22 protein-coding genes are annotated in these 20,186 nt (G+C 70.6%); 13 read left to right on the top strand and 9 right to left on the bottom strand.

Annotated features, from left to right (window positions below; translation table 11 throughout):
- Positions 1-53 precede the first annotated feature (53 nt).
- Genes ABIC70_RS16760 through ABIC70_RS16750 form a run of 3 tightly spaced genes read left to right on the top strand, consistent with a single transcriptional unit; the run spans position 54 to position 2,212 of the window.
- The gene (locus ABIC70_RS16760; protein ID WP_354440225.1) at positions 54-1,190 is read left to right on the top strand and encodes a S1C family serine protease; all 1,137 of its coding nucleotides are present in this window, start codon (positions 54-56) and stop codon (positions 1,188-1,190) included.
- The gene (locus ABIC70_RS16755) at positions 1,187-1,450 is read left to right on the top strand and encodes a hypothetical protein (RefSeq protein WP_274929098.1); all 264 of its coding nucleotides are present in this window, start codon (positions 1,187-1,189) and stop codon (positions 1,448-1,450) included. Before ABIC70_RS16760 ends, ABIC70_RS16755 begins: the two co-directional genes overlap by 4 nt.
- Positions 1,451-1,453: 3 nt before the next feature.
- Positions 1,454-2,212, top strand: a complete 759-nt coding sequence (locus tag ABIC70_RS16750; protein ID WP_354440223.1) for a J domain-containing protein — start codon at positions 1,454-1,456, stop codon at positions 2,210-2,212.
- Positions 2,213-2,316: 104 nt separating this feature from the next.
- Here ABIC70_RS16750 and ABIC70_RS16745 read toward each other — a convergent pair whose 3' ends face one another.
- Positions 2,317-3,786 (bottom strand): D-alanyl-D-alanine carboxypeptidase, encoded by a 1,470-nt coding sequence (locus tag ABIC70_RS16745; protein WP_043352005.1) that lies wholly within the window; start codon positions 3,784-3,786, stop codon positions 2,317-2,319.
- Positions 3,787-4,199: 413 nt separating this feature from the next.
- Here ABIC70_RS16745 and ABIC70_RS16740 point away from each other — a divergent pair, with 413 nt between their 5' ends.
- From ABIC70_RS16740 to ABIC70_RS16720, 5 genes are all read left to right on the top strand, one after another.
- The gene (locus tag ABIC70_RS16740; RefSeq protein WP_251982324.1) at positions 4,200-4,472 is read left to right on the top strand and encodes a phasin family protein; all 273 of its coding nucleotides are present in this window, start codon (positions 4,200-4,202) and stop codon (positions 4,470-4,472) included.
- Between the two features lie 189 nt (positions 4,473-4,661).
- Positions 4,662-5,048, top strand: coding sequence for an ATP-dependent Clp protease adapter ClpS (clpS, locus tag ABIC70_RS16735; protein WP_043352001.1), 387 nt, complete (start codon positions 4,662-4,664; stop codon positions 5,046-5,048).
- A 37-nt stretch (positions 5,049-5,085) separates the two neighbouring features.
- On the top strand, positions 5,086-7,575 hold the full coding sequence (gene clpA / locus ABIC70_RS16730; protein WP_043388654.1) for an ATP-dependent Clp protease ATP-binding subunit ClpA: 2,490 nt from the start codon (positions 5,086-5,088) through the stop codon (positions 7,573-7,575).
- A 91-nt stretch (positions 7,576-7,666) separates the two neighbouring features.
- The gene (locus ABIC70_RS16725) at positions 7,667-7,951 is read left to right on the top strand and encodes a hypothetical protein (protein ID WP_043350748.1); all 285 of its coding nucleotides are present in this window, start codon (positions 7,667-7,669) and stop codon (positions 7,949-7,951) included.
- Between the two features lie 61 nt (positions 7,952-8,012).
- Positions 8,013-9,311: a flavin monoamine oxidase family protein gene (locus ABIC70_RS16720; protein ID WP_354440220.1), complete on the top strand. Its 1,299-nt coding sequence runs from the start codon at positions 8,013-8,015 to the stop codon at positions 9,309-9,311.
- Between the two features lie 51 nt (positions 9,312-9,362).
- Here the strand turns inward: ABIC70_RS16720 and ABIC70_RS16715 are convergent, their stop codons facing one another.
- The 3 genes from ABIC70_RS16715 to egtB are packed head-to-tail and all read right to left on the bottom strand — an operon-like array spanning position 9,363 to position 12,710.
- Positions 9,363-10,427 carry an adenylate/guanylate cyclase domain-containing protein gene (locus ABIC70_RS16715; protein ID WP_354440218.1) on the bottom strand — a complete coding sequence of 355 codons (1,065 nt, stop codon included), beginning with the start codon at positions 10,425-10,427 and terminating at the stop codon, positions 9,363-9,365.
- A gap of 21 nt (positions 10,428-10,448) precedes the next feature.
- A complete protein-coding gene (gene egtD, locus ABIC70_RS16710) occupies positions 10,449-11,423 on the bottom strand; it encodes an L-histidine N(alpha)-methyltransferase (protein WP_354440216.1) in 975 nt (324 codons plus the stop codon).
- An 18-nt stretch (positions 11,424-11,441) separates the two neighbouring features.
- Positions 11,442-12,710: an ergothioneine biosynthesis protein EgtB gene (gene egtB / locus ABIC70_RS16705; protein ID WP_354440214.1), complete on the bottom strand. Its 1,269-nt coding sequence runs from the start codon at positions 12,708-12,710 to the stop codon at positions 11,442-11,444.
- 263 nt (positions 12,711-12,973) lie between these two features.
- On the opposite strand from egtB, the gene murI reads away from it, so the two are divergent.
- On the top strand, positions 12,974-13,849 hold the full coding sequence (gene murI, locus ABIC70_RS16700; RefSeq protein ID WP_043388640.1) for a glutamate racemase: 876 nt from the start codon (positions 12,974-12,976) through the stop codon (positions 13,847-13,849).
- A 122-nt stretch (positions 13,850-13,971) separates the two neighbouring features.
- On the opposite strand, the gene ABIC70_RS16695 is transcribed toward murI, so the two are convergent.
- Entirely contained in the window at positions 13,972-14,169 is a 198-nt protein-coding gene (locus ABIC70_RS16695; protein WP_182591914.1) for a hypothetical protein, read from the bottom strand.
- A gap of 477 nt (positions 14,170-14,646) precedes the next feature.
- Between ABIC70_RS16695 and ABIC70_RS16690 the strand changes: the two genes are divergently transcribed.
- From ABIC70_RS16690 to ABIC70_RS16675, 4 genes are all read left to right on the top strand, one after another.
- Positions 14,647-14,859, top strand: coding sequence for a hypothetical protein (locus tag ABIC70_RS16690; protein WP_179698297.1), 213 nt, complete (start codon positions 14,647-14,649; stop codon positions 14,857-14,859).
- A gap of 106 nt (positions 14,860-14,965) precedes the next feature.
- Positions 14,966-15,223: a hypothetical protein gene (locus ABIC70_RS16685; RefSeq protein ID WP_043350773.1), complete on the top strand. Its 258-nt coding sequence runs from the start codon at positions 14,966-14,968 to the stop codon at positions 15,221-15,223.
- A gap of 135 nt (positions 15,224-15,358) precedes the next feature.
- A complete protein-coding gene (locus ABIC70_RS16680; RefSeq protein ID WP_053610957.1) occupies positions 15,359-16,000 on the top strand; it encodes a DUF47 domain-containing protein in 642 nt (213 codons plus the stop codon).
- Between the two features lie 15 nt (positions 16,001-16,015).
- A complete protein-coding gene (locus tag ABIC70_RS16675) occupies positions 16,016-17,002 on the top strand; it encodes an inorganic phosphate transporter (protein WP_274929101.1) in 987 nt (328 codons plus the stop codon).
- A gap of 57 nt (positions 17,003-17,059) precedes the next feature.
- Here the strand turns inward: ABIC70_RS16675 and ABIC70_RS16670 are convergent, their stop codons facing one another.
- From ABIC70_RS16670 to ABIC70_RS16655, 4 genes are all read right to left on the bottom strand, one after another.
- The gene (locus ABIC70_RS16670) at positions 17,060-17,395 is read right to left on the bottom strand and encodes a GCG_CRPN prefix-to-repeats domain-containing protein (protein WP_043388635.1); all 336 of its coding nucleotides are present in this window, start codon (positions 17,393-17,395) and stop codon (positions 17,060-17,062) included.
- Positions 17,396-17,464: 69 nt separating this feature from the next.
- Complete coding sequence (locus ABIC70_RS16665; protein WP_053610959.1) at positions 17,465-17,728, bottom strand: GCG_CRPN prefix-to-repeats domain-containing protein; 264 nt, start codon at positions 17,726-17,728, stop codon at positions 17,465-17,467.
- Between the two features lie 184 nt (positions 17,729-17,912).
- Positions 17,913-19,286 (bottom strand): sensor histidine kinase, encoded by a 1,374-nt coding sequence (locus tag ABIC70_RS16660; protein ID WP_179698295.1) that lies wholly within the window; start codon positions 19,284-19,286, stop codon positions 17,913-17,915.
- On the bottom strand, positions 19,286-20,020 hold the full coding sequence (locus tag ABIC70_RS16655; RefSeq protein WP_354440210.1) for a response regulator: 735 nt from the start codon (positions 20,018-20,020) through the stop codon (positions 19,286-19,288). Before ABIC70_RS16655 ends, ABIC70_RS16660 begins: the two co-directional genes overlap by 1 nt.
- Positions 20,021-20,186 lie beyond the last annotated feature (166 nt).

Below are 20,186 nucleotides of genomic sequence, written 5' to 3'. Positions count from 1 at the left end.
CTTAAGGCTTCGCCCGTCGAGGGCCTGCCTTCGCGCTTCTTTCGGAGACACCCGTGCCGGATCGTACCGTGCGCATCGTCCTCGCCGCGGTCCTGGTCCTGGTCCTGCTGGCGCTCTACGTCGCCCAACCCTACCTGCAACCGCTGCTCTACTCCGCCGACACGCCGCGGGCGGTGATGGCCCGCGGCGATCTGGCGCCGGCCGAGACCTCGACCGTCGCGCTGTTCGAGCGCGCGAGCCCGTCCGTCGTTCACGTTTTCGCGCAGGGGGCGGCGCAGAACCGAGACCTGCTCGACCTCGACGACCAGGGTGGCGACCAGGGCGGGACGCAGACCGGCACCGGCTTCGTCTGGGACGGCGCCGGCCACATCGTCACCAACACCCATGTCGTGCAGAACGCCGCGCAGAGCGGCGGATCGGTCTCCGTCCGGCTCGGCGACGGCGAGGTGGTCCCCGCGACCCTCGTCGGCCTGGCGCCGTCCTACGACCTCGCCGTCCTGCAGCTCGGGCGGGTGCGGCACATGCCGCCGCCGCTGGCGATCGGCACCTCGGCGGATCTGAAGGTCGGGCAATCGGCCTTCGCCATCGGCAACCCGTTCGGCCTCGACCACACCCTGACCACCGGCGTGATCAGCGCCGTGCGGCGGCGCATGCCGACCAGCGAGGGGCGCGAATTGTCCGGCGTGATCCAGACGGATGCGGCGATCAATCCCGGCAATTCCGGCGGGCCCCTCCTCGATTCCGCGGGCCGGCTGATCGGCGTCAATACCGCCATCGTCTCGCCGTCCGGCGCCAGCGCCGGGATCGGCTTCGCGATCCCCGTCGATGTCGTCAACCGCATCGTGCCGGAGCTGATCAAGGCCGGCCGGGTGCGCAATCCCGGCATCGGCATCATCGCCGCCCAGGAGGCGGCCACCGCGCGGCTCGGCATCGACGGCGTTGTGATCGTGCGGGTGCTGCCCGGCTCCCCCGCCGCGCAGGCCGGGCTGCGCGGCGTCGACCCGCAGACCGGGGATATCGGCGACGTGATCGTCGAGGCCAACGGCCGCCCGGTCCATCGGCTCGCGGACCTGACGGCGGCCATCGAGGAAGCCGGCCTCGGCGCCGGCGTGACCCTGAAGGTGGTGCGCGACGGCCGGATCCGGCAGGTCCGCGTCACCACGGCGGACGTTGCGGAGAACCGGCAATGACGCGCCTGCGCCTGGCCCTCCCCGTCATCGCCCTCCCCGTCATCCTCCTCGCCGGTGCGGCGCAGGCCGGCGAGCCGCCGGCGCGCGCGCGGCTCTGCCCGGAGAATCTGCCCGAGGGCGTGCGTCTCCCGCCGCAACCCGGCTGCGACGCCGACGTCCGCCCGCCGAAGCCGCGCCGTCCCGGCTTCTTCGACCTGGGCGACGGGACCAGCATCCAGATCGGCGGGAGCGCCTCCGCCACCTATGGCGTGCGGCGCTGAGCGATGGTGCTGTTTGCCGGCCTGCTCGCCTGCCTGACCCTGTGGTGGCTGTCCAAGAACGGCGGCCTCGGCCGACGGATCAGGCGCGGCCTCGGTGCTGGCCTCGGCTCAGCCCTCGGACGGATGCGGCTGCCGACATTCGGAGCCTTCGCGCTGCTTGCCGCCGGGTTCCTGCTCCTGCGCGGGAACTTCGTCCTGGCGGCGCTTCTCGGGCTCAGCGGCGTCTGGTTGATCGAGGGGCAGGCCGCGATGACCGCGCGGCTCCGTCGTCTGATCCGGCCGGACCCCGGTCAGGGGCCCCGCGATCCTGCGGATCGCCGCTTCCGCACGATCCTGATCGACGCGCTCCTGCGCCCGGACGGCAGCCTGCGCACCGGCCGGGTCATCGCCGGGCCAAGCGCCGGCACGTCGCTCGACGCCATGCCAACCGGTGCCGTGGTCGATCTGCTCCGGCTCTGCCGCCTTCGCGACGCCGCGGGCGCCGCCCTGTTAGAGCCGTATCTCGACCGCCGGGCGCCCGGATGGCGTGTAGACGCTGAGCGCGATCGCGACCCGCGGCCGCGCCGTCCGGCGAACCCAGGGACGATGACGCAGGAGGAGGCGTACCAGGTCCTGGGGCTTCAGCGCGGGGCGACCGCTGAGGAGATCCGGTCGGCCCACCGGTCTCTCATGAAGCGGGCTCACCCCGACCAGGGAGGCAGCGCCGAGCGGGCGGCGCGCGTCAACGCGGCCCGGGACAGGCTTCTGAACCGACATCGCTGAACTCCACGCGCGTTGTCAGAGAGATACCGATCGTCGGCCGCGGACGAACTCGGTCGCGGCCGTTCCGTGTCGGCGCGCGGGCGCGCCGGCCGGTCTCCGGAGCCTCAGCTCCGGGTGGCGAAGCAGCTGAAGCCGCTGCGCTTCAGGGCCGAGCAGGCCTCCTGGGCGGAATCCTGCTCGGCGAAGCCCGAGAAGCGGGCCCGGAACAGCGTGGTGCCGCCGTGCTCGACCTTAACGGTGTAGGGTGCGGCCTTGGAGAGGCTGCCCCCCACCTTGGCACGCGCCTCAGAGAGCATCGACCGGGCCTTGCCCTCGTCGTCCATGGCCCCGAGCTGGATCACCCAGGCGGTGGGGACGACGCGGGCGCCGGAGACCGCCTTCGGCGGCTCGTCGCGCTCGAGGGAGGCCACCCGGGCCGTGGATTTGGACGCCCCCGGGAAGGGCGGCTGGGCATTGCCGCCGCCGGCATAGGCCTGGGCCGCCTTCGGGATTCCCTGCGGCCCGGGCTTCCAGGTGCCGCCCGGCGTCGTCGTCTTCGAGGGCGACAGGTCGAGGGGCTCGCCGGTGGTGCCGGTGGTCTCGACATCCTCGTCGTCGGCGGAGGCGACCTGCGTGCGGGTCCGCGAGACCGCGTCGGCGACGACTGCCGGGCGGGCGCGCTCGGCCACTTCGGTGACGGCGGGCGCGACCCGGGCGCCGGCATAGGCCCGCGGCAGGCTGGACCGGACGAGGTCGGCCATGATCCGGTCGCGGCTCGCGCCGGACTTGCCGCCGAGCACGATCGCCACGATCTGACGGCCGTCGGACTTCGCGGCGGTCATCAGGTTGAAGCCGGAATCCCGGGTGTAGCCGGTCTTGATCCCGTCGACGCCCTGGACGTTGCCCAGCAGGTGGTTGTGGTTGCCGATCACCCGGCCGCGGAACGCGAAGGACCGGGTCTGGAAGTAACGGTAATAGCGCGGAAACCGGTCCTGGATCGCCTGGGCGAGGACGGTCAGGTCGCGGGCGGTGGTGAGCTGGTCCGGGTCGGGCAGGCCCGAGGCGTTGGCATAGCGCGTCCGGCTCATGCCCAGGGCATGGGCCTTGGCGGTCATCATCTGGGCGAAGCGCTCCTCGGAGCCGGCGATGTTCTCGCCGATCGCGCAGGCCACGTCGTTCGCCGACTTCGTCACGATCGCCTTGATGGCATCCTCGACCGTGATGGTCTGGCCCGGCCGCAGGCCGAGCTTCGACGGCGCCTGGGCGGCGGCGTGGGCCGAGATGGTCAGTTCGGAATCGAGGGCGAACTTGCCGCGCTCCATCTGCTCGAACAGCATGTAGAGCGTCATCACCTTGGTGATCGAGGCCGGGTGCCGCAGGGCGTCCTCGTTGACCGCGTGCAGGGTCTTGCCGCTCTTCACGTCCACGACCATCGCGGCGTAGGGCGGGTTGTAGCCGCCGGTGGCCCGGGCATGGTGTTGGTGCCGGCCGCGCCGGGCCTCGGCCGGCGAGGCCAGGGCCGTCAGGACCGCGGCGGCCAGGATCGCGGCCGGGAGCGCTGGAATCGTCCGGGAGCGGCCTACTACGCTACGCATCACGCCTGATTGCCTCGCGAGACCGGATCTGGCCGGTCGTATCCCCTGCAGAGCCTCCCGCCGATCGCGTGGCCCCGCTGCATCAGTGGAGAGTTAGGCGGGTGCAGTTACAGGCCCGTTAATGCGATCGCGGCGAATGCCGGATCGTGTCGTTCCGGCCATCGTTTACGGTCGATCGCTCGCGGACCGTCACCGGCCTGCCAACCCATGCCGGTTGCGGCCGGCGGGTCTTACCCGCCCGAGCTTGACGCTGGCTGTCGCGCCGCACACTCTCGCGCCGATCCGAAGAGGTCGGTCGCGGGTGGCCGGCAGGTTCGGCGGCGGTCTGGAGATCGGCGATGCAGAGGCCCCCTGCCCTTCCGTTGAGCCCGGTCGTCTCCGGTTTCAGAACGCCCCTTCATCGGTTCGGGATCGTGAGTCGGGCGGCCCAGACCCTCGGGATCACGTATGCCGACTCGTTCAAGACGGCGTTCGACGATCTCGGGGCTACCTCGCGGGCGCTGGCGGCGGCCCGCGGCCCGGCCGAACTCGTGGCGGTTCAGGCGGCATATCTGAACCGGGCCGGCGCGCGCGCCACGGCCCGCTCTGCCGCGGCCGGCGACATGATCCTCGGCCTCACCGGCGCATTTCTGCGGCCGAAGGCAGCGCTCGACGGCGCGCCCCGTCCCGGATCGGCGCAGACGTGAGCCGCTGGCGCATGATCAGCGAGGCGGACAAGTGCGCACAGGCGTCTGGCGAAGTCGGCTCACCGTCTGTAGATTAACGGCCGTGGAGCCGAGCGCTGCTCCCGGCAGGCCAGGACTGGATCGGCCGTCAGGGCCGGCGGCGCCCGCTCCAAACGAGGGATCGGTTCGACGCACATGACACAGGTCCCCATGCAGGGCACCGCGAGTTCGACGAAGGTTCACTGGCCGGCGCGCAAAGCGGTCACGGCGTCCGGCTCGCGCGCCCCTGGCGGCGACGATCGGTCCAACACGGCGATCATCACCCGCACCAAGCCGCGGACCAAGCGGCCGAGCCTGTACCGGGTACTCCTTCTGAACGACGACTATACGCCGATGGAGTTCGTGGTCCTGGTGGTCGAGCGGTTCTTCAACAAGAGCCACGAGGACGCCTACCACATCATGATGCACGTGCATCAGAACGGGGTCGGCGAGTGCGGCGTCTTCACCTACGAGGTGGCGGAGACCAAGGTGACGCAGGTCATGGACTTCGCGCGCAAACACCAACATCCTCTCCAGTGCGTTATGGAAAAGAAATAGGCGCCGCTCGCGGTAGGCACCCACACAGAGGCCAGCTTTGCCAAGCTTCTCACGCAGCCTAGAACAAGCTCTCCACCGCGCCCTGGCGCTGGCCGGAGAACGCCGGCACGAATACGCGACGCTGGAGCATCTCCTGCTCGCCCTCGTGGACGATCAGGATGCGGCCGCGGTCATGCGTGCCTGCAACGTCGAGATCGACACGCTCAAGCGCAGCCTGGTCGACTATGTCGACACGGAACTCTCCAACCTCACCGGGGACGGACGGCAGGACGCCAAGCCCACGGCGGGCTTCCAGCGCGTGATCCAGCGGGCGGTGATCCACGTCCAGTCCTCCGGTCGCGAGGAGGTGACCGGCGCCAACGTGCTCGTGGCGATCTTCGCCGAGCGCGAGAGCCACGCCGCCTACTTCCTGCAGGAGCAGGACATGACCCGCTACGACGCGGTCAACTACATCAGCCACGGCATCGCCAAGCGCCCGGGCGCCTCCGAGGCGAAGCCCGTGCGCGGTGCCGAGGACGAGGGTGCCGCCGAGCGTCCGAGCGACGAGGGGGATCCCCGCGGCGGCGCGAAGAAGAAGGGCGACGCGCTCGACGCCTACTGCGTCAACCTCAACAAGAAGGCCCGCGACGGCAAGATCGACCCGCTGATCGGCCGTGAGACCGAGGTCCAGCGGACCATCCAGGTCCTGTGCCGCCGGCAGAAGAACAACCCGCTGCTCGTGGGTGACCCGGGCGTCGGCAAGACCGCCATCGCCGAGGGGCTGGCCCGCAAGATCATCCAGCACGAGGTGCCGGAGGTCCTGGCCGACGCGACCGTCTTCTCCCTCGACATGGGCACGCTGCTCGCCGGCACCCGCTACCGGGGCGACTTCGAGGAGCGCCTCAAGCAGGTGATGAAGGAGATCGAGGCGCACCCGAACGCCATCATGTTCATCGACGAGATCCACACGGTGATCGGCGCCGGTGCGACTTCGGGCGGGGCCATGGACGCGTCGAACCTGCTCAAGCCGGCGCTGGCCTCGGGCACGCTGCGCTGCATCGGCTCGACCACCTACAAGGAGTACCGCCAGTACTTCGAGAAGGATCGCGCCCTGGTGCGCCGGTTCCAGAAGATCGATGTCAACGAGCCGTCGATCCCCGACACGATCGAGATCGTGAAGGGCCTGCGCCCGTATTTCGAGGAGTTCCACAAGCTCAAGTACACGACCGAGGCCGTGAAGGCCGCGGTGGAGCTGTCGGCGCGCTACATCAACGACCGCAAGCTGCCCGACAAGGCGATCGACGTGATCGACGAGACGGGGGCCTCGCAGATGCTCGTGCCGGAGGCCCGCCGCAAGCGCACCATCGGCATCAAGGAGATCGAGGCGACCATCGCCACGATGGCCCGGATCCCGCCGAAGACCGTCTCGAAGGACGACGCGGTGGTGCTCCAGCACCTGACCGAGAACCTGAAGCGCGTGGTCTACGGCCAGCCGAACGCCATCGAGGCCCTGACGTCGGCGATCAAGCTGGCCCGGGCCGGGCTGCGCGACCCGGACAAGCCGATCGGCTCGTATCTGTTCGCGGGACCGACCGGCGTCGGCAAGACCGAGGCCGCCAAGCAGCTCGCCGCGTCGCTGGGCGTCGAGATGCTGCGCTTCGACATGTCGGAATACATGGAGCGTCACACGGTGAGCCGCCTGATCGGCGCGCCCCCCGGCTACGTGGGCTTCGACCAGGGCGGCCTGCTCACCGACGGGATCGACCAGCACCCGCATTGCGTGCTGCTCCTCGACGAGATCGAGAAGGCCCACCCGGACCTGTTCAACATCCTGTTGCAGGTCATGGACCACGGGAAGCTGACCGACCACAACGGCAAGCAGGTCGATTTCCGCAACGTCATCATCATCATGACGTCGAATGCGGGTGCCTCGGATCTGGCGAAGGCGGCCTACGGCTTCACCCAGTCGAAGCGTTCCGGCGACGACGTGGAGGCGATCAACCGGTTGTTCGCGCCGGAATTCCGCAACCGCCTCGACGCGATCATCTCGTTCGGCCACCTGCCGAAGGAGGTGGTGGCCAAGGTGGTCGACAAGTTCGTCCTCCAGCTCGAGGCGCAGCTCGCCGACCGCAACGTCACGATCGAACTCTCGGACGAGGCCCGCGACTGGCTGGTGGAGCATGGCTACGACGACGCGATGGGCGCCCGCCCGATGGCCCGGCTGATCCAGTCGACCATCAAGACGCCCCTCGCCGACGAGGTTCTGTTCGGCAAGCTGAAGGATGGCGGTGCGGTCCGCGTGGTCGTGCGCAAGCCGGAGGATGCCGAGGCCAAGTCGGGCGCCAAGGACAGCCTGGGCTTCGATTTCCCGGCCGGCCCCGTCACGCCCAAGCCCGAGAAGGACGTGACCAACGCCGCCAAGCGCCACAAGCGGGCCAAGCCCCGCGCCGCGGCGCGCAAGAAGACGCCGAAGGACAACAAGGGCGGCGGCGGCAGCTCGGGCGGCGGCGTCCGGACCGTGCCGAAGGTGCCACTCGTGCGCGCCTAATGGTGTGCATGCCGGCTGGCGGCCTTCCGGACTAGGGGCCGCCGGTCTATGACCGCCGCGACGCGCAAGCGCCGCGGCGAGGAGGCGCCCGATGACAGACAACCTGCACGAGGGACCCCTGTCCCCCGTCGCGCAGCCGGCGCCCCCCAAGAAGCTGACCCGGCGCGAGGAGCGGCGGCGGCGTCGTCAGCGGCGTCGGCGCGGCGAAGAGGTGCTTGCCTGGGTGCTCGTGCCGCTGATCTGCGTCGGCATCTACCTGGGCATCAGCGCCGGTTTCGACTTCTTCGGCACATCGCCCGGCCAGGTCTGGGACCAGCTGATGCAGGTCAAGGCCATGATGGAGAAGCGCTCGGGCAGCCCGGGGGCGCGCGGCTAGCGCACCGCTTTCGGTCCGCGCGCCGTGGACTGGAGCCGGGATGACTCCGAGCGGGTGCGCCATGAGACCGACCCGACGCACAGTCCTCACCTCCGCTCTCGTAGCGGCCCCGGCACTGCGCGCCTGGGCCCGCACCGGCCCGGTGGTCATCGTCGGTGCCGGGGCGGCGGGGCTGGCGGCGGCATCGGCGCTGCGGAGCGCCGGACGTGGCTTCATCCTGGTCGAGGCACGGGACCGGATCGGCGGGCGCGCCTTCACCGACACGGCGCTCGGTGCGGCGTATCCGTTCGATGCCGGCGCCGAGTATATCCATTGGGCCGAGCGCAATCCCTGGGCGCCCATCGCCCGGGCCGCCAAGGCCCGCTTCGCCGGTGAGGAAGGCTGGGCGCGCAAGCTCGTGATCGACGGTCGCCCCGCCACCGAAGCCGAGATGGCGAACCGGCGTGCCGGCTTCTCGGGGCTCGACGCGCTCCTCGTTCCGAAGGCGGCCGACATCTCGTTGGCGGAAGCGGCCGGAATCGGCGGCCCGATGGCCGTGCAGGCCGCGGCCGGTCTCAGCCGGCTCTCGCTCGGCGAGGATCCCGAGCGCGTCTCGGCCGTGGATTACGACCGGCTCTGGTCCGGCACGGACCTCTGGGTCGACGGCTACGGCGCCCTGGTGGCGCACCATTTCGCCGACCTGCCGGTGCGGCTCGGCTGCCCGGTTCACGCGATCGACTGGTCCGGACAGGACGTCCGCATCGAGACGGGGTGTGGCACCCTCACCGCAGCCGCGGTGATCGTGACGGTGCCGGTGGGCGTGCTGAAGGCCGGTCGCGTGGCCTTCACCCCGGCCCTGCCGGCCAGCACACAGGCGGCTCTCGATGGATTGCGCATGGGCGCCTACACCAAGATCGGCTTGCGCCTCGACCCGGCGAAGCTCGATCCGGCGACCGTGGGTGATGCGGTGTCGCTGGCAAAGGGCGGACCGACGATCTACTTCGAGATGAAGCCGTTCGGTCGGTCCCTGACGGTGGCCAATCTCGGGGGCGATCTCGCCCGCGACCTGTGCCGCGCCGGCGAGGCGGCGGCCGTGGCGCTGGCCACAGAGCGCCTGGTCGCGATCCTCGGCGCGGACGCCCGGGACGCGGTCGTGGCGGGGCGGCTCGCCGGCTGGTGGACGGATCCGTACGCCCTCGGATCGTACGCGATCGTCGCCCCCGGCCACGCGGAGGCCCGTGACCGCCTGCGTGACCCGGTGGGGGGACGCGTGTTCTTCGCCGGAGAGGCGCTGGCCGGCGGCGGGGCCATGACGGTGGGCGGGGCCACGCTGGACGGCGCGCGCGCCGCCCGCGACGTTCTGAAGGCGCTGTCGACCTGAGAGGGCGCGCGCGCCGTCTCTGCCCTGGAGGCCGGACGGGACCGCCCGGCCTCAGCCCGTCGCGGCGCGGCTCGAAAGCGGCACGACCGGTGCCGCGCGGGAGGACCGTCGCCGGATCGCCGCCACAGCGAGGGGTTCGGCGCGCCCTCGCAGGGCATGGGCACCGAGATCGTCCGCAATCATGTCGTCGGGCAGTTCTCCGATCCGGTCGAGGAGATCGGCGGAAACCAGCACGTGCACCCCGAGGGTCTTCGACAAGGCCTCGAGCCGCGCGGTCGTGTTCACGACGTCGCCGAAATACGCGATCTTGTGCCGCTCCAGCCCGATCTCGGCGGTGACCACCGGGCCGCAATGCAGGGCGGCGCGGAATTGCGGGACTTGGCCGAAGCGGCTGCGCCAGCTTGCGGCCTCCGCGGCCAGACGCGCCTCGAAGTCGAAGACGCAGCGCAGGCAGGCCGCATCGCGCAATCCCCGGTCCAGCGGCCAGGTCACCAGCGCCAGATCGCCGATGTAATCGTCGATGGAGCCGCGGGCGCGCGACACCGGCAGCGCCAGGGCGTTGAACACTTGGCCGAGATAGGCCTGGGCCTCCCGGTCGCCGTAGCGATCGGCGAAGTGCGTCGAGCCCGTCACGTCGAGGAACAGGAAGATGCGCTCCTCGCTGATCGGCCGGTGATAGCGCCCGATCAGCAGGTTGGCGAACACGCCGGGACCGATCAGGTCGCGGACGCGGAACACGAACACCACGAGGGCCGAGATGCCGAGCGCGTAGAGGAGGCCCGTATCGGTCATCAGCATCGCGTTCCGCGCGCTGTACATGAAGCGGAACAGCTTGTTCAGAACGGTGCTGGCGACCGCATTCCCGATCACGATCAGCCCGATATAGAGGGCCACCGTGGCGATCAGGAACAGCGGCGTCGCGAGGGCGCGGATGCGGTCGCGCAGGCGCGGGGCCAGCAGCCTGCGCTCGTAGAGCAGGATCGGCGTGCCGATGATCGCGCCGCGGATCGCCGCGCCGGTCAGGGGACCGACGTCGAAGAGCGTCCCGTAGAGCAGTCCCGCGAGCGCCCCCAATCCAGGCGCCACCAGAAGGAACCAGGGCGGCCCGATACGCATGGGGCGGCCCCGGCCTTGTCCTCAGTCCAGCCGGAGGGCGTGGACCGAGAAGAGCTGGTCCTGATCCGTCCAGACCTTCAGCCATGTCCAGCCGGCCCGCTCGGTGAGGGCGCGGAACGTGGCCACTGTGTACTTGTAGCTGCTTTCCGTGTGGATCGTCTCGCCTGCCGCAAAGGCGAAGGTGTCGCTGCCGACCCGCACGGCCTGCGCGTCACGGGCCACGAGGTGCATCTCGATCCGCGAGGCGTTGGGGTTGAACACCGCCCGGTGGCTGAACGCGTCCGGCTCGAAGCGGCCCGCGAGTTCCCGGTTGATCCGCGTCAGGAGGTTGAGGTTGAAGGCCGCCGTGACGCCCTGGGCGTCGTCGTAGGCATTCTCCAGAACTGCGGCATCCTTCACGAGGTCGACGCCGACGATCATGTGGGCGCCCGGGCCGAGGATCCGTCCGAAGCGGTGCAGCAAACCCTCGGCCTCGTGCGGATCGAAATTGCCGATGGTCGAGCCCGGGAAGAAGCCGGCCCGCGGGAGGCCGTCGAGACTGTCCGGCAGGTTGAAGTCCTGGGTGAAGTCAGCGACCACCGGTTCGACCCGCAGATGCGGAAAGTCGTCCCGGAGCCCCTCGGCCTGCGCCCGCAGGAACTCGCCCGAGACGTCCACGGGCACATAGGCCGCGAGCGTGTCGAGATGGCCGAGCAGGCGACGGAGCTTGACGGTCGAGCCGCTGCCGAACTCGACCAGCGCCGCATGCGCGGGCAGCAGCGTCGCCATCTCCGGGCCGCTGGCCTCCAGGATGCCGATCTCCGTACGGGTCGGATAATATTCCGGAAGCTGGGTGATCTCTTCGAACAGAGCGGATCCGGCCGCGTCGTAGAAATACTTCGGCGAGAGCGCCTTCTGGGGTTTCGACAGGCCCGTCCGGACGTCGTCGAGGAACGACAGGGGCGCCGCGTCCAGCGTGACCGGCGTCGCGTCGGGGAAGGTGGGCTTGATGGTCAAGGGCAGCTCCGGAGGGCGTCAGGCGGCATCGGCGAGGCGCAGGCCCGTGAACTGCCAGCGCTGGTGCGGATAGAAGAAATTGCGGTACGGCAGCCGGGCATGACCCTCCGGTGTCGCCACCGACGAGCCGCGCAGCACGAACTGGTTGGCCATGAACTTGCCGTTGTACTCGCCGAGGGCCCCCGGGAGCGGCCGGTAGCCCGGGTAGGGCATGTAGGCGCTGCGGGTCCATTGCCAGACGAGGCCGAAGGCGTCCGGCAGACTATTGTCCCGGGCCGCGACCTCCCACTCGAACTCGGTCGGTAGGAACCGGCCGGCCCAGCGGGCATAGGCGTCGGCCTCGTAGTAGCTGATGTGGGTGACGGGCGCGTCGAGATCCACAGGCCGCTGGCCGCCGAGGGTCATGGTCGCCCACCCCTCCCCGTCCCGGCGCCAGTAGCCGGGCGCCTCCCAGCCCTCCGCCGGACCGGCATACCAGCCGTCCGAGAGCCACAGCTCGGGCTTGGCATAGCCGCCGTCCTCCATGAAGCCGAGCCACTGGCGGTTGGTCACCAGCGCCCGGTCGATGCGGCCGGCCGGGATCAGCGTCTCATGGCGGGGGGATTCGTTGTCGAATGAGAACCCCTCTCCCGTGTGGCCGATCCAGGCGATCTCCCGGCGGAGCTCGACCTGACCGCGCTGCGCGGCTGCGTCCGGGAAGCGCCAGTCCGGATCGTAGGCGGGATTGAGCGGATTCTGCGCGAAGGCGTGGAGGATGTCGGTGAGGAGCAACTCCTGGTGCTGCTGCTCGTGATAGAGGCCGATCTCCAGGATCGGCAGCACCATCTCCAGGGCGCGATCGGAGGCTTGGCTCAGCAGAGTCTCGACGGCGCGGTCGATATGGGCCCGGTAGGCAGCGACCTCGGCCATGGTCGGGCGGGTGATCATGCCCCGCTGGATGCGCGGCTGCCGCGGGCCGGCCGCCACGTAGTACGAGTTGAAGAGGTAGTGTAGCCGCGCGTCGTAGATGGCGTAGCCCGGCAGATGCTCCCGCAGCAGGAACTGCTCGAAGAACCACGTGACATGCGCCCGGTGCCACTTGGTCGGGCTCGCATCCGCCATGGACTGGACCTGCTGGTCCTCCGGCGAGAGCGGTGCGGCGCGGCGCTCGGTCTCGTTCCGGACCTGCCGAAAGGCCGCGATCCACGCGGCGCGATCGATCGGTCGTGCGGTGACGGGCGGCGGCGGAATGGCCGGTGCCCGGGGGTCGTGCGTCTCGTCCGGACGCAGTGCGGCCGTCGCTGCCATGACGATGATCCCCTTAATCCTGCCGCACCGAGAACCATTTCCTCGATTCCGGGCCGGCCGGCAGAAGATATGTCCCGGTTGTGGTCCGACAACCTCTCCGACGAGCATCGGCTCGGCGCAGCCGGTCTGGGGGCACTTCGCCGCGGACGCGTGGCGGTTAACGGAACGGGTTGGGGATCGCGGATCTTTCTCTCGCCGCAGTGAGATCGCCTTAACCCTCACGGCCGAGATTTTGGGACGCTCTTCGAGGAGTCCGGGTTCTCATGCGGATCGATCTGATGGCCGGGGCCAGCCTGTCCGCCGCGGCGCTGCGCAGTGCCGCCGAGCCGACCATCCTGGTCTTCGATTCCGGGCTCGGCGGCCTCACCGTCCTCGACGCCGTGCGGCGCGCCCGCCCGGATGCCCGTTACGTCTATGTCGGCGACGATGCCGCCTTCCCCTATGGCCGGCTCGGGGAGGCGCCCCTCGTCGCCCGCGTCCTCACCGTGATGGAGCGGCTCGTCGCGACCCACAGGCCTGATCTCGTCGTGATCGCCTGCAACACCGCCTCGACGCTGGTGCTTCCGGCGCTCCGGCAGCGCTTCACGACGCCCTTCGTGGGCGTGGTGCCGCCGATCAAGCCCGCGGCCGAGGTGACGCGCTCCCGGATGATAACCCTGCTGGCGACGCCCGGCACGGTGGCGCGGTCCTACACGAGCGACCTGATCGCGACCTATGCCGGCGCCTGCGCGGTCACGCGGATCGGCTCGCAGAATCTCGCCGGCTACGCGGAAGCCGAGCTCGCCGGCGCGCCGGTGGACGATGCTGCCCTCGCCGCGGAGATCGCCCCCTGCTTCGTCACCGAGGCGGACGGCCGGCGTACCGACGTGATCTGCCTCGCCTGCACCCACTATCCCCTGCTGCTTCCGCGCCTGCAGGCCGTGGCGCCCTGGCCGGTGACCTGGATCGACCCGGCCCCCGCCATCGCCCGGCGCGTCGTGCAGCTGATCGGCCCGCTCCCGCGCGAGGCGGACCGGCACGGCTCTGCGCTCGGCGCCTTCACGGCCGGAAGCTGCCTGACCGACGCCCTGCGCACAGCCCTCGCGGCCCGCGGAATCGGTGAGGTCGGCGTGGAGTCGATCCCGTTGCCGATGCAGTAGACGGGCGCGGCGATTCCGGGCGCCACAACGGGCGCCTGAGCCCTGGGATGCGCATCCGCCCGCCGCCTCGCGTGAGCGCCGCCGGGCCCGGCCCTCAGTGCCGTGTCCGGCCCACGCGCCCCTCAGGAGGCGCTGAGGCCGGCGGCACGCGGCATGGTCGTCGACAGGGCTGCGGACGCGTCGGCTTCGGTCGGAACGATCAGGTGGACGAACAGCATGCCGGCGGCGACGATCAGCGCGAGGGCGATGATCCGCCAGAGTTCGAGGATCGGCTCCTGAGCGGGCGCATCCTGGTGCGGCCTGTTGGTTTCGCTCGGCATCGCTTCCGCTTCTCCGCCTCTGACCATCCGGATCGGACACCCGGAGGATGAACGACCCGTAAATTCCGCCTTCGATCGCCGCGTCCGATCCGTTGCCGAAGGCCGGGGCCGGCTGCGTCAGCCGGGTCCGGGGCGCGGGTCAGAATCGTCCTCGCCGTGAAGACGATGATGGTGCGTTCGACCGGAAAGCGAATGATCGCCGTGTCGCACCGGAATGGGGCGACAGGTGGACGGCCGCGGCGCATGCGCGGTGCGTCACCGCACAGACGGAGGAGCCGGTCCGTCGGCCGCAGCGCGCCGACGGCGCCGGCACGTTCAGGGACGATTTTTGCAAATGGCGGGCTTCGATCAGATGTCGAAAGCTGAATACAGCTCGATACTGGGCGTTGATCGCATTCGAGAGTATGGTTTAGCTTGATTCGTGATCGCCCGCGGGTCCGAGCGGCCTGCGGCGGGGCTCCGCTCCGGGAGTGCCTGATGTTCGAGAGCATGTTTTGGGGCGCGGCGCTCGTCGCGCTGATCGGGTCGGCCGCGATCGTGGCGATCGGGGCGAGCTTCCAGCCGGGCCTTAGCCGGAGGAACGCGGTGGATCCGCGCGTGCCGGATCCGCGCCGGACCTTCGGACGCAAGCGCCGGTGGCGGCGTCCGCCGCGGGTGGCACGGCGCATCGGGCCGCTCCCGATGCGGTGAGGGCCGCTGCACCAAAGACGTACATCTCCCGGCGACCACGCGCATGATAATCTCTGATGGACTGCGGGATCGCAGTGTTCACGCCGCGCGGGAGGGTTGGGGACTGATGAGCGTGCGTCAGATTTGTGATCAGGTTCGGATCGCCGAGCAGGCCTTCACTGCCGCCCTCGGCAACATGAAGGACGCGGGCCTGCGCGAGGCGCTGAGCCGCGAGCTTCAGGAAATGGAGAGCGCCGAGATCGAGGCCGGACAGGACGCAGCCTTGGCGCGGTCGGCCTCCTGGAAGCGGGTGAAGATGCTGCATGGCCTCGGTTACCCGGTGGATTTCGGCTGGCTTCACGCCTCCACGGGACAAGCCTGCTGAGCCGCGCGGCCGGAGAGCGATCAGCAACGGTCGATTGTATCCCGGCCGCCGGATCGGCCGGCGCTTTCGCCCGTTGTGCCTGCCGGGCGTTTTCGCGCCCGGCGGATACCGCCAACCTCTCGACCCGGACACGACATGCTGGCTTGGTTTCGTGCCCTGATGCCGCGAGAGGACCGATTCTTCGACCTGTTCGAGCGTCATGCCGCGACGCTCACGGACGGCGCCGCCGCGCTTCGGTCGCTCCTCGACGGCACGCAAGCCGTACCGGCGGCCTACGCGGCGATCGCGGCCCATGAGGATGCCGCGGACGCAATCACCCGGGAGGCGCTTCTGGCGGTCCGCCGGACCTTCATCACGCCCTTCGACCGCAGCGATATTCAGGCCCTGGTCGGGTCCCTCGACGACGCCATCGACCAGATGCTCAAGACCGCCAAGGCGGTCCAGCTCTTCGAGGTGACCACCTTCGAGCCGGCGATGCGCGAGATGGGGGCGGTCATTCAGGAGGCCGCGCAGGTCACCGCCGAGGCCCTGCCGAAGCTGCGGGCGCTCGGCGAGAATGCCACCGCGCTGAACGGCCTGACCGAGCGCGTCATCGAGCTGGAGGGGCGGGCCGACGACCTGCACAATGACGGGTTGAAGGCCCTGTTCAAGGCGTCGGGACAGGACCCCATGGCCTTCATCGTCGGGTCGGAACTCTACGGCCACCTGGAGAAGGTCATGGATCGGTTCGAGGACGTGGCGAACCAGATCAGCAGCATCGTCGTCGAACACGTTTAAGCTGCAGGCCGCCGCGTGACATTCCTCATCGTCCTCATTGCCCTCGCGCTGGTCTTCGATTTCCTCAACGGGTTGCACGATGCCGCGAATTCCATCGCCACCATCGTGTCGACGCGGGTGCTGGCGCCCCGCTACGCCGTGTTCTGGGCGGCGTTCTTCAACTTCGTGGCCTTCCTGGTCTTCGGGCTCCACGTCGCCGGAACCGTGGGTTCGGGCATCATCGACGTCGCGGCGGTGGACGACCGGGTGATTCTCGGCGCGCTCGGCGGGGCGATCAGCTGGAACCTGATCACATGGTATGCCGGAATCCCATCCTCGAGCTCGCACGCCCTGATCGGCGGCCTGCTCGGCGCCGGCATCGCCAAGGCGGGGATGGGCGTGATCGTCTGGCCCGGCGTGATCGCCACCAGCGCCGCCATCGTCCTGTCGCCGGCCCTCGGCTTCACCCTCGGCCTGGTGCTGATGCTGGCGGTCTCGTGGATCTTCATCCGCTCGACCCCGCACGCGGTGGACGGGCTGTTCCGGGGCCTGCAATTCGTCTCGGCCTCGCTCTACTCCCTCGGCCACGGCGGCAACGACGCCCAGAAGACCATGGGCATCATCGCCGCCCTGCTCTACGCCCACGGCGAGAGCGGGGCCTTTCATGTGCCGCTCTGGGTCGTGCTGTCCTGTCAGGGCGCCATGGCGCTCGGCACCCTTCTGGGCGGCTGGCGCATCGTCCACACGATGGGCTCGAAGATCACGCGCCTGACGCCCCTGCAGGGCTTCTGCGCCGAGACCGGAGGCGCCGCGACCCTGTTCGCCGCAACGGCCTTTGGCATCCCGGTCTCGACCACCCACACGATCACCGGCGCCATCGTCGGCGTCGGGGCTGCGCGCCGGGTCTCGGCGGTCCGCTGGAACGTGGCGCAGGGCATCGTGATCGCCTGGGTGATCACGATGCCGGCCGCGGCCCTGGTCGCGGCCCTGACCTACGCGGCATCGGGCCTCGTGCTGCCGTAGGACGGCCCGCGAACCGGTCGCGGCCCCGCGACGGGCGGGGCCGGATCCGGCGCGGGGTCACCAGCGGTGATGCCAGCCGCCGTGATGCCAGCCGCGGTGCCAGCCACCGCGCCAGCCACCATGCCAGCCGACACGGCGGAAGCCGCCCCAGCGGGAGCCACCGTGCCATGCGAACCGGCGGTGCCAGCCGTAGCGGTAGCCGTAATGCCACCGGTAGCCGACGCGCCGATAGGCCGGGACGTAGACCACCGGACCGTAGCCGAGATTCGGCCGGCACCAGCCGTAGATGTTGCGGTGAAAACCGGGCCCGCAGCCGTCGCGCGCCTCGGCGCTCGAACCGGCCATCAGGACTCCCGCGGCGAGCGCCACGGGCATGACGAGGGTACGGATCATGACTCACTCCATGGGCGTCCGGCCGCAAGGCCGGACGAGGGACAGGGTGCGATCAGGCGATGCGGCGGCTCAGTTCGGCCAGCAGCGGCGGCCGTAGGGACCGATGTGGAAACCGGCCGGGCAGGAGCGGCCGCGGACATAGCCGCCCCATTGCCCGCCGGTCCGGCAGCCGCCGTAGGGGCCGCGATGCCCGTAGGGGCCGCAGCCGCCGTAGACCTGGATGATCCGGGCGCCGTCGAAGCCGGTGGCGACCGCGTCCTGGACCAGGGGCAGCGCCGAGGCGGGCACCGCGAGGCTGGCGAGGAAGGCGGCCGGGGCGAGGCTCTTCAACATCGATGATCTCCTTCTGCTCGATCGGGCTGGCGCGGCCTCTCGGCCGACGGCCCGCGCCGGGGCGGGGTATTGGCCGCGGCGTATGAGCGAAGGTTCGTCCCTGCGCGCTTCCCGGATGTGACCGGGATGCGCCGTCCTGTAACGTTGTGTAACCGCCGGTTGCGCGGCCGTTGCCGCGTGCCGCTCAGGACAGGCCCGGCAGGGTCACGACGAGGCGTGCGCCGCCGTTGGCGCCGGCTTCCGCCACCACCGTGCCGCCATGGGCCTCCGCGATCTGGCGGCTGATGGCGAGACCGAGGCCTGTCCCGCCGGTCTGCCGGCTCCGCGACCGCTCGACCCGGTAATAGGGGCTGAACACCGCCGTCCGCTCCGCCTCGGGGATGCCCGGCCCGTCATCCTCGACAACGATCCGGCAGACCGTCCCGGCCCGGCTCACCGCCACCGACACCGACGAGCGCCCGAACTTGACGGCGTTCCCGATCAGGTTGGCCACGACGCGGCGCAGGGCGACCGCGTCGCCGGCCACCGTGGCGTCCCGCACCTCCTCGCCGGTCAGGCTGATGGGCGCGCCCTGGGCCGCGTGCTCGGCGACCTCGACGGCGACGAGATCGGCGAGATCCACCGGCGCGCGGGTCGCCTCGACGGCGGTGCCCCGGGCAAATCCCAGGGACGCCTCGATCAGCGCGGTCATGGCGTCGAGATCGGCCACCAGCTTCTCCCGGAGCGCCGGCTCGGCCACCGCCTCGGCGCGCAGGCGCAGCCGCGTCAGGTAGGTCTTGAGGTCGTGCGAGATGGCTCCGATCAGCAAGGAGCGCTCGGCCATCAGGCCGGCGATCCGCTCCTGCATGCCCTGCACCGCCTGGGCGAGACGCCGGATCTCGGGCGCGCCCGTGGGCGCGCTCATCCGTTCCGGGGCGCGGCCGTCGAAGCGGGAGACCGCGTCCGTCAGGCGCCGCAGCGGCGCGAGCTCGTGCCGCGTGCCGACCAGGACGAGACCGGCCGCAGCCGCGCCCAGCACCGCGACCCAGAGGCTCAGGGGCTGGCCGAACAGCCACGGCATGAGCGAGCGGCGGCGTTCGGTGGCATGGATCACCGCGAAGCGGCCATCGGGCAACCGATAGGTCGCCATCGCGAGGCGCCCGATCGGTCCGGCCCGCTCTGCCTTGTCGATATCGGCCGGATCGACGCCGCGGCGCAGCAGGGCGGTGTCGGTATAGGCCTGGACGCGGTCGGCGGATTCGGCCGTCATCCGGCGCAGACGGGCTTCGAGGCGGGGCTCGCGGATCAGGTCGGCCCGGTCGGGTTGCGCATCGACGATTTCCGTTTGCAGCGCTTCGCCGCTCACGGCCTTCAGGATGGCCGGCCTCTGGGCCGGATCGGCGTCGCGCAGCAACGTCATGATGCCGGCGGCCTGATCGACGCGCGGAAACCGCGTGGCGTAGGGCCACCGCTCCTGCCGGCGCTGCCAGTGATCGAGGGCCACCGTGGCGAGGACGAGCAGCGAGAGCGCGCCCAGCAGGAGCAGCATGATGCGTCCGAGGAGGCCGACGCGGCCCATCACGGCGTTCCGGAGCGGACCGGGGCGGCCAGGATGTAGCCGGCGTTGCGCACGGTCTTGAGCAGGGCCGCGGCCTGGCTGCCGGCGGCGTCGAGCTTGTGCCGCAGGCGGCTGACCTGAACGTCGATGGTCCGGTCGAAGGCATCGGCGGTTCGGCCCCGGGTCCAGTCGAGAAGCTGGTCGCGCGAGAGCACCCGCTGCGGCCGGGTGACGAAGCAGTGCAGCAGGTCGTACTCGGCGCTGGTCAGCGGGACCTCGGAGGCCGGGTCGCCGATCATCACCGTGCGGGCCGCGAGATCGACGACGAGGTCGGCGACGCTCAGCCGCTCGGGCGCGGCCTCGGGGGCCGGGGCGCCGGCGCCGTTGACCCGGCGCAGGACGGCGCGGATCCGGGCGAGCAGGACCCGTGGGTTGAACGGTTTGGAGACGTAGTCGTCGGCGCCCATCTCCAGTCCGAGGACCCGGTCGATATCCTCGTCCTTCGCGGTCAGCATGACGATGGGCGGGCCATCCGCCTCGCGCAGGCGGCGGCAGATGGACAGGCCGTCCTCGCCGGGCAGCATCCAGTCGAGGACGATGAGGTCCGGCGCGGGGCCAGATGCGAGCAGCCGGTCGAGTGCGGTGCCGCCGTCGAGGGCGACGGCGCGGAACCCCTCGCCCTCTAGGTAGCCGGCGAGGAGGGCGCGGATGTCGGGATCGTCCTCGACGATGGCGATGGTGGTGCCCTCGTGCATGGGCCGAGCATAGGCGCGGCCGGCGGGACGGCAACGCGAAACTGCACGGTGTCACAAAACGTTACATGGGCCGTCGGGAGTGGCCGGGCCGTTCCGGGCGTTGCCCGCCGGGCGCTGGACGCGACCGGTGCGGCCACCGCGCGTGTGGGCGCGTCGCGAGGATGCG

Origin of the sequence: Methylobacterium sp. 1973, from assembly GCF_040545035.1 — a bacterium.
GTDB classification, from domain to species: domain Bacteria; phylum Pseudomonadota; class Alphaproteobacteria; order Rhizobiales; family Beijerinckiaceae; genus Methylobacterium; species Methylobacterium fujisawaense.
Note: the sequence above shows the minus strand (reverse complement) of the source record. Positions and strands in the feature narration are given on the sequence as shown.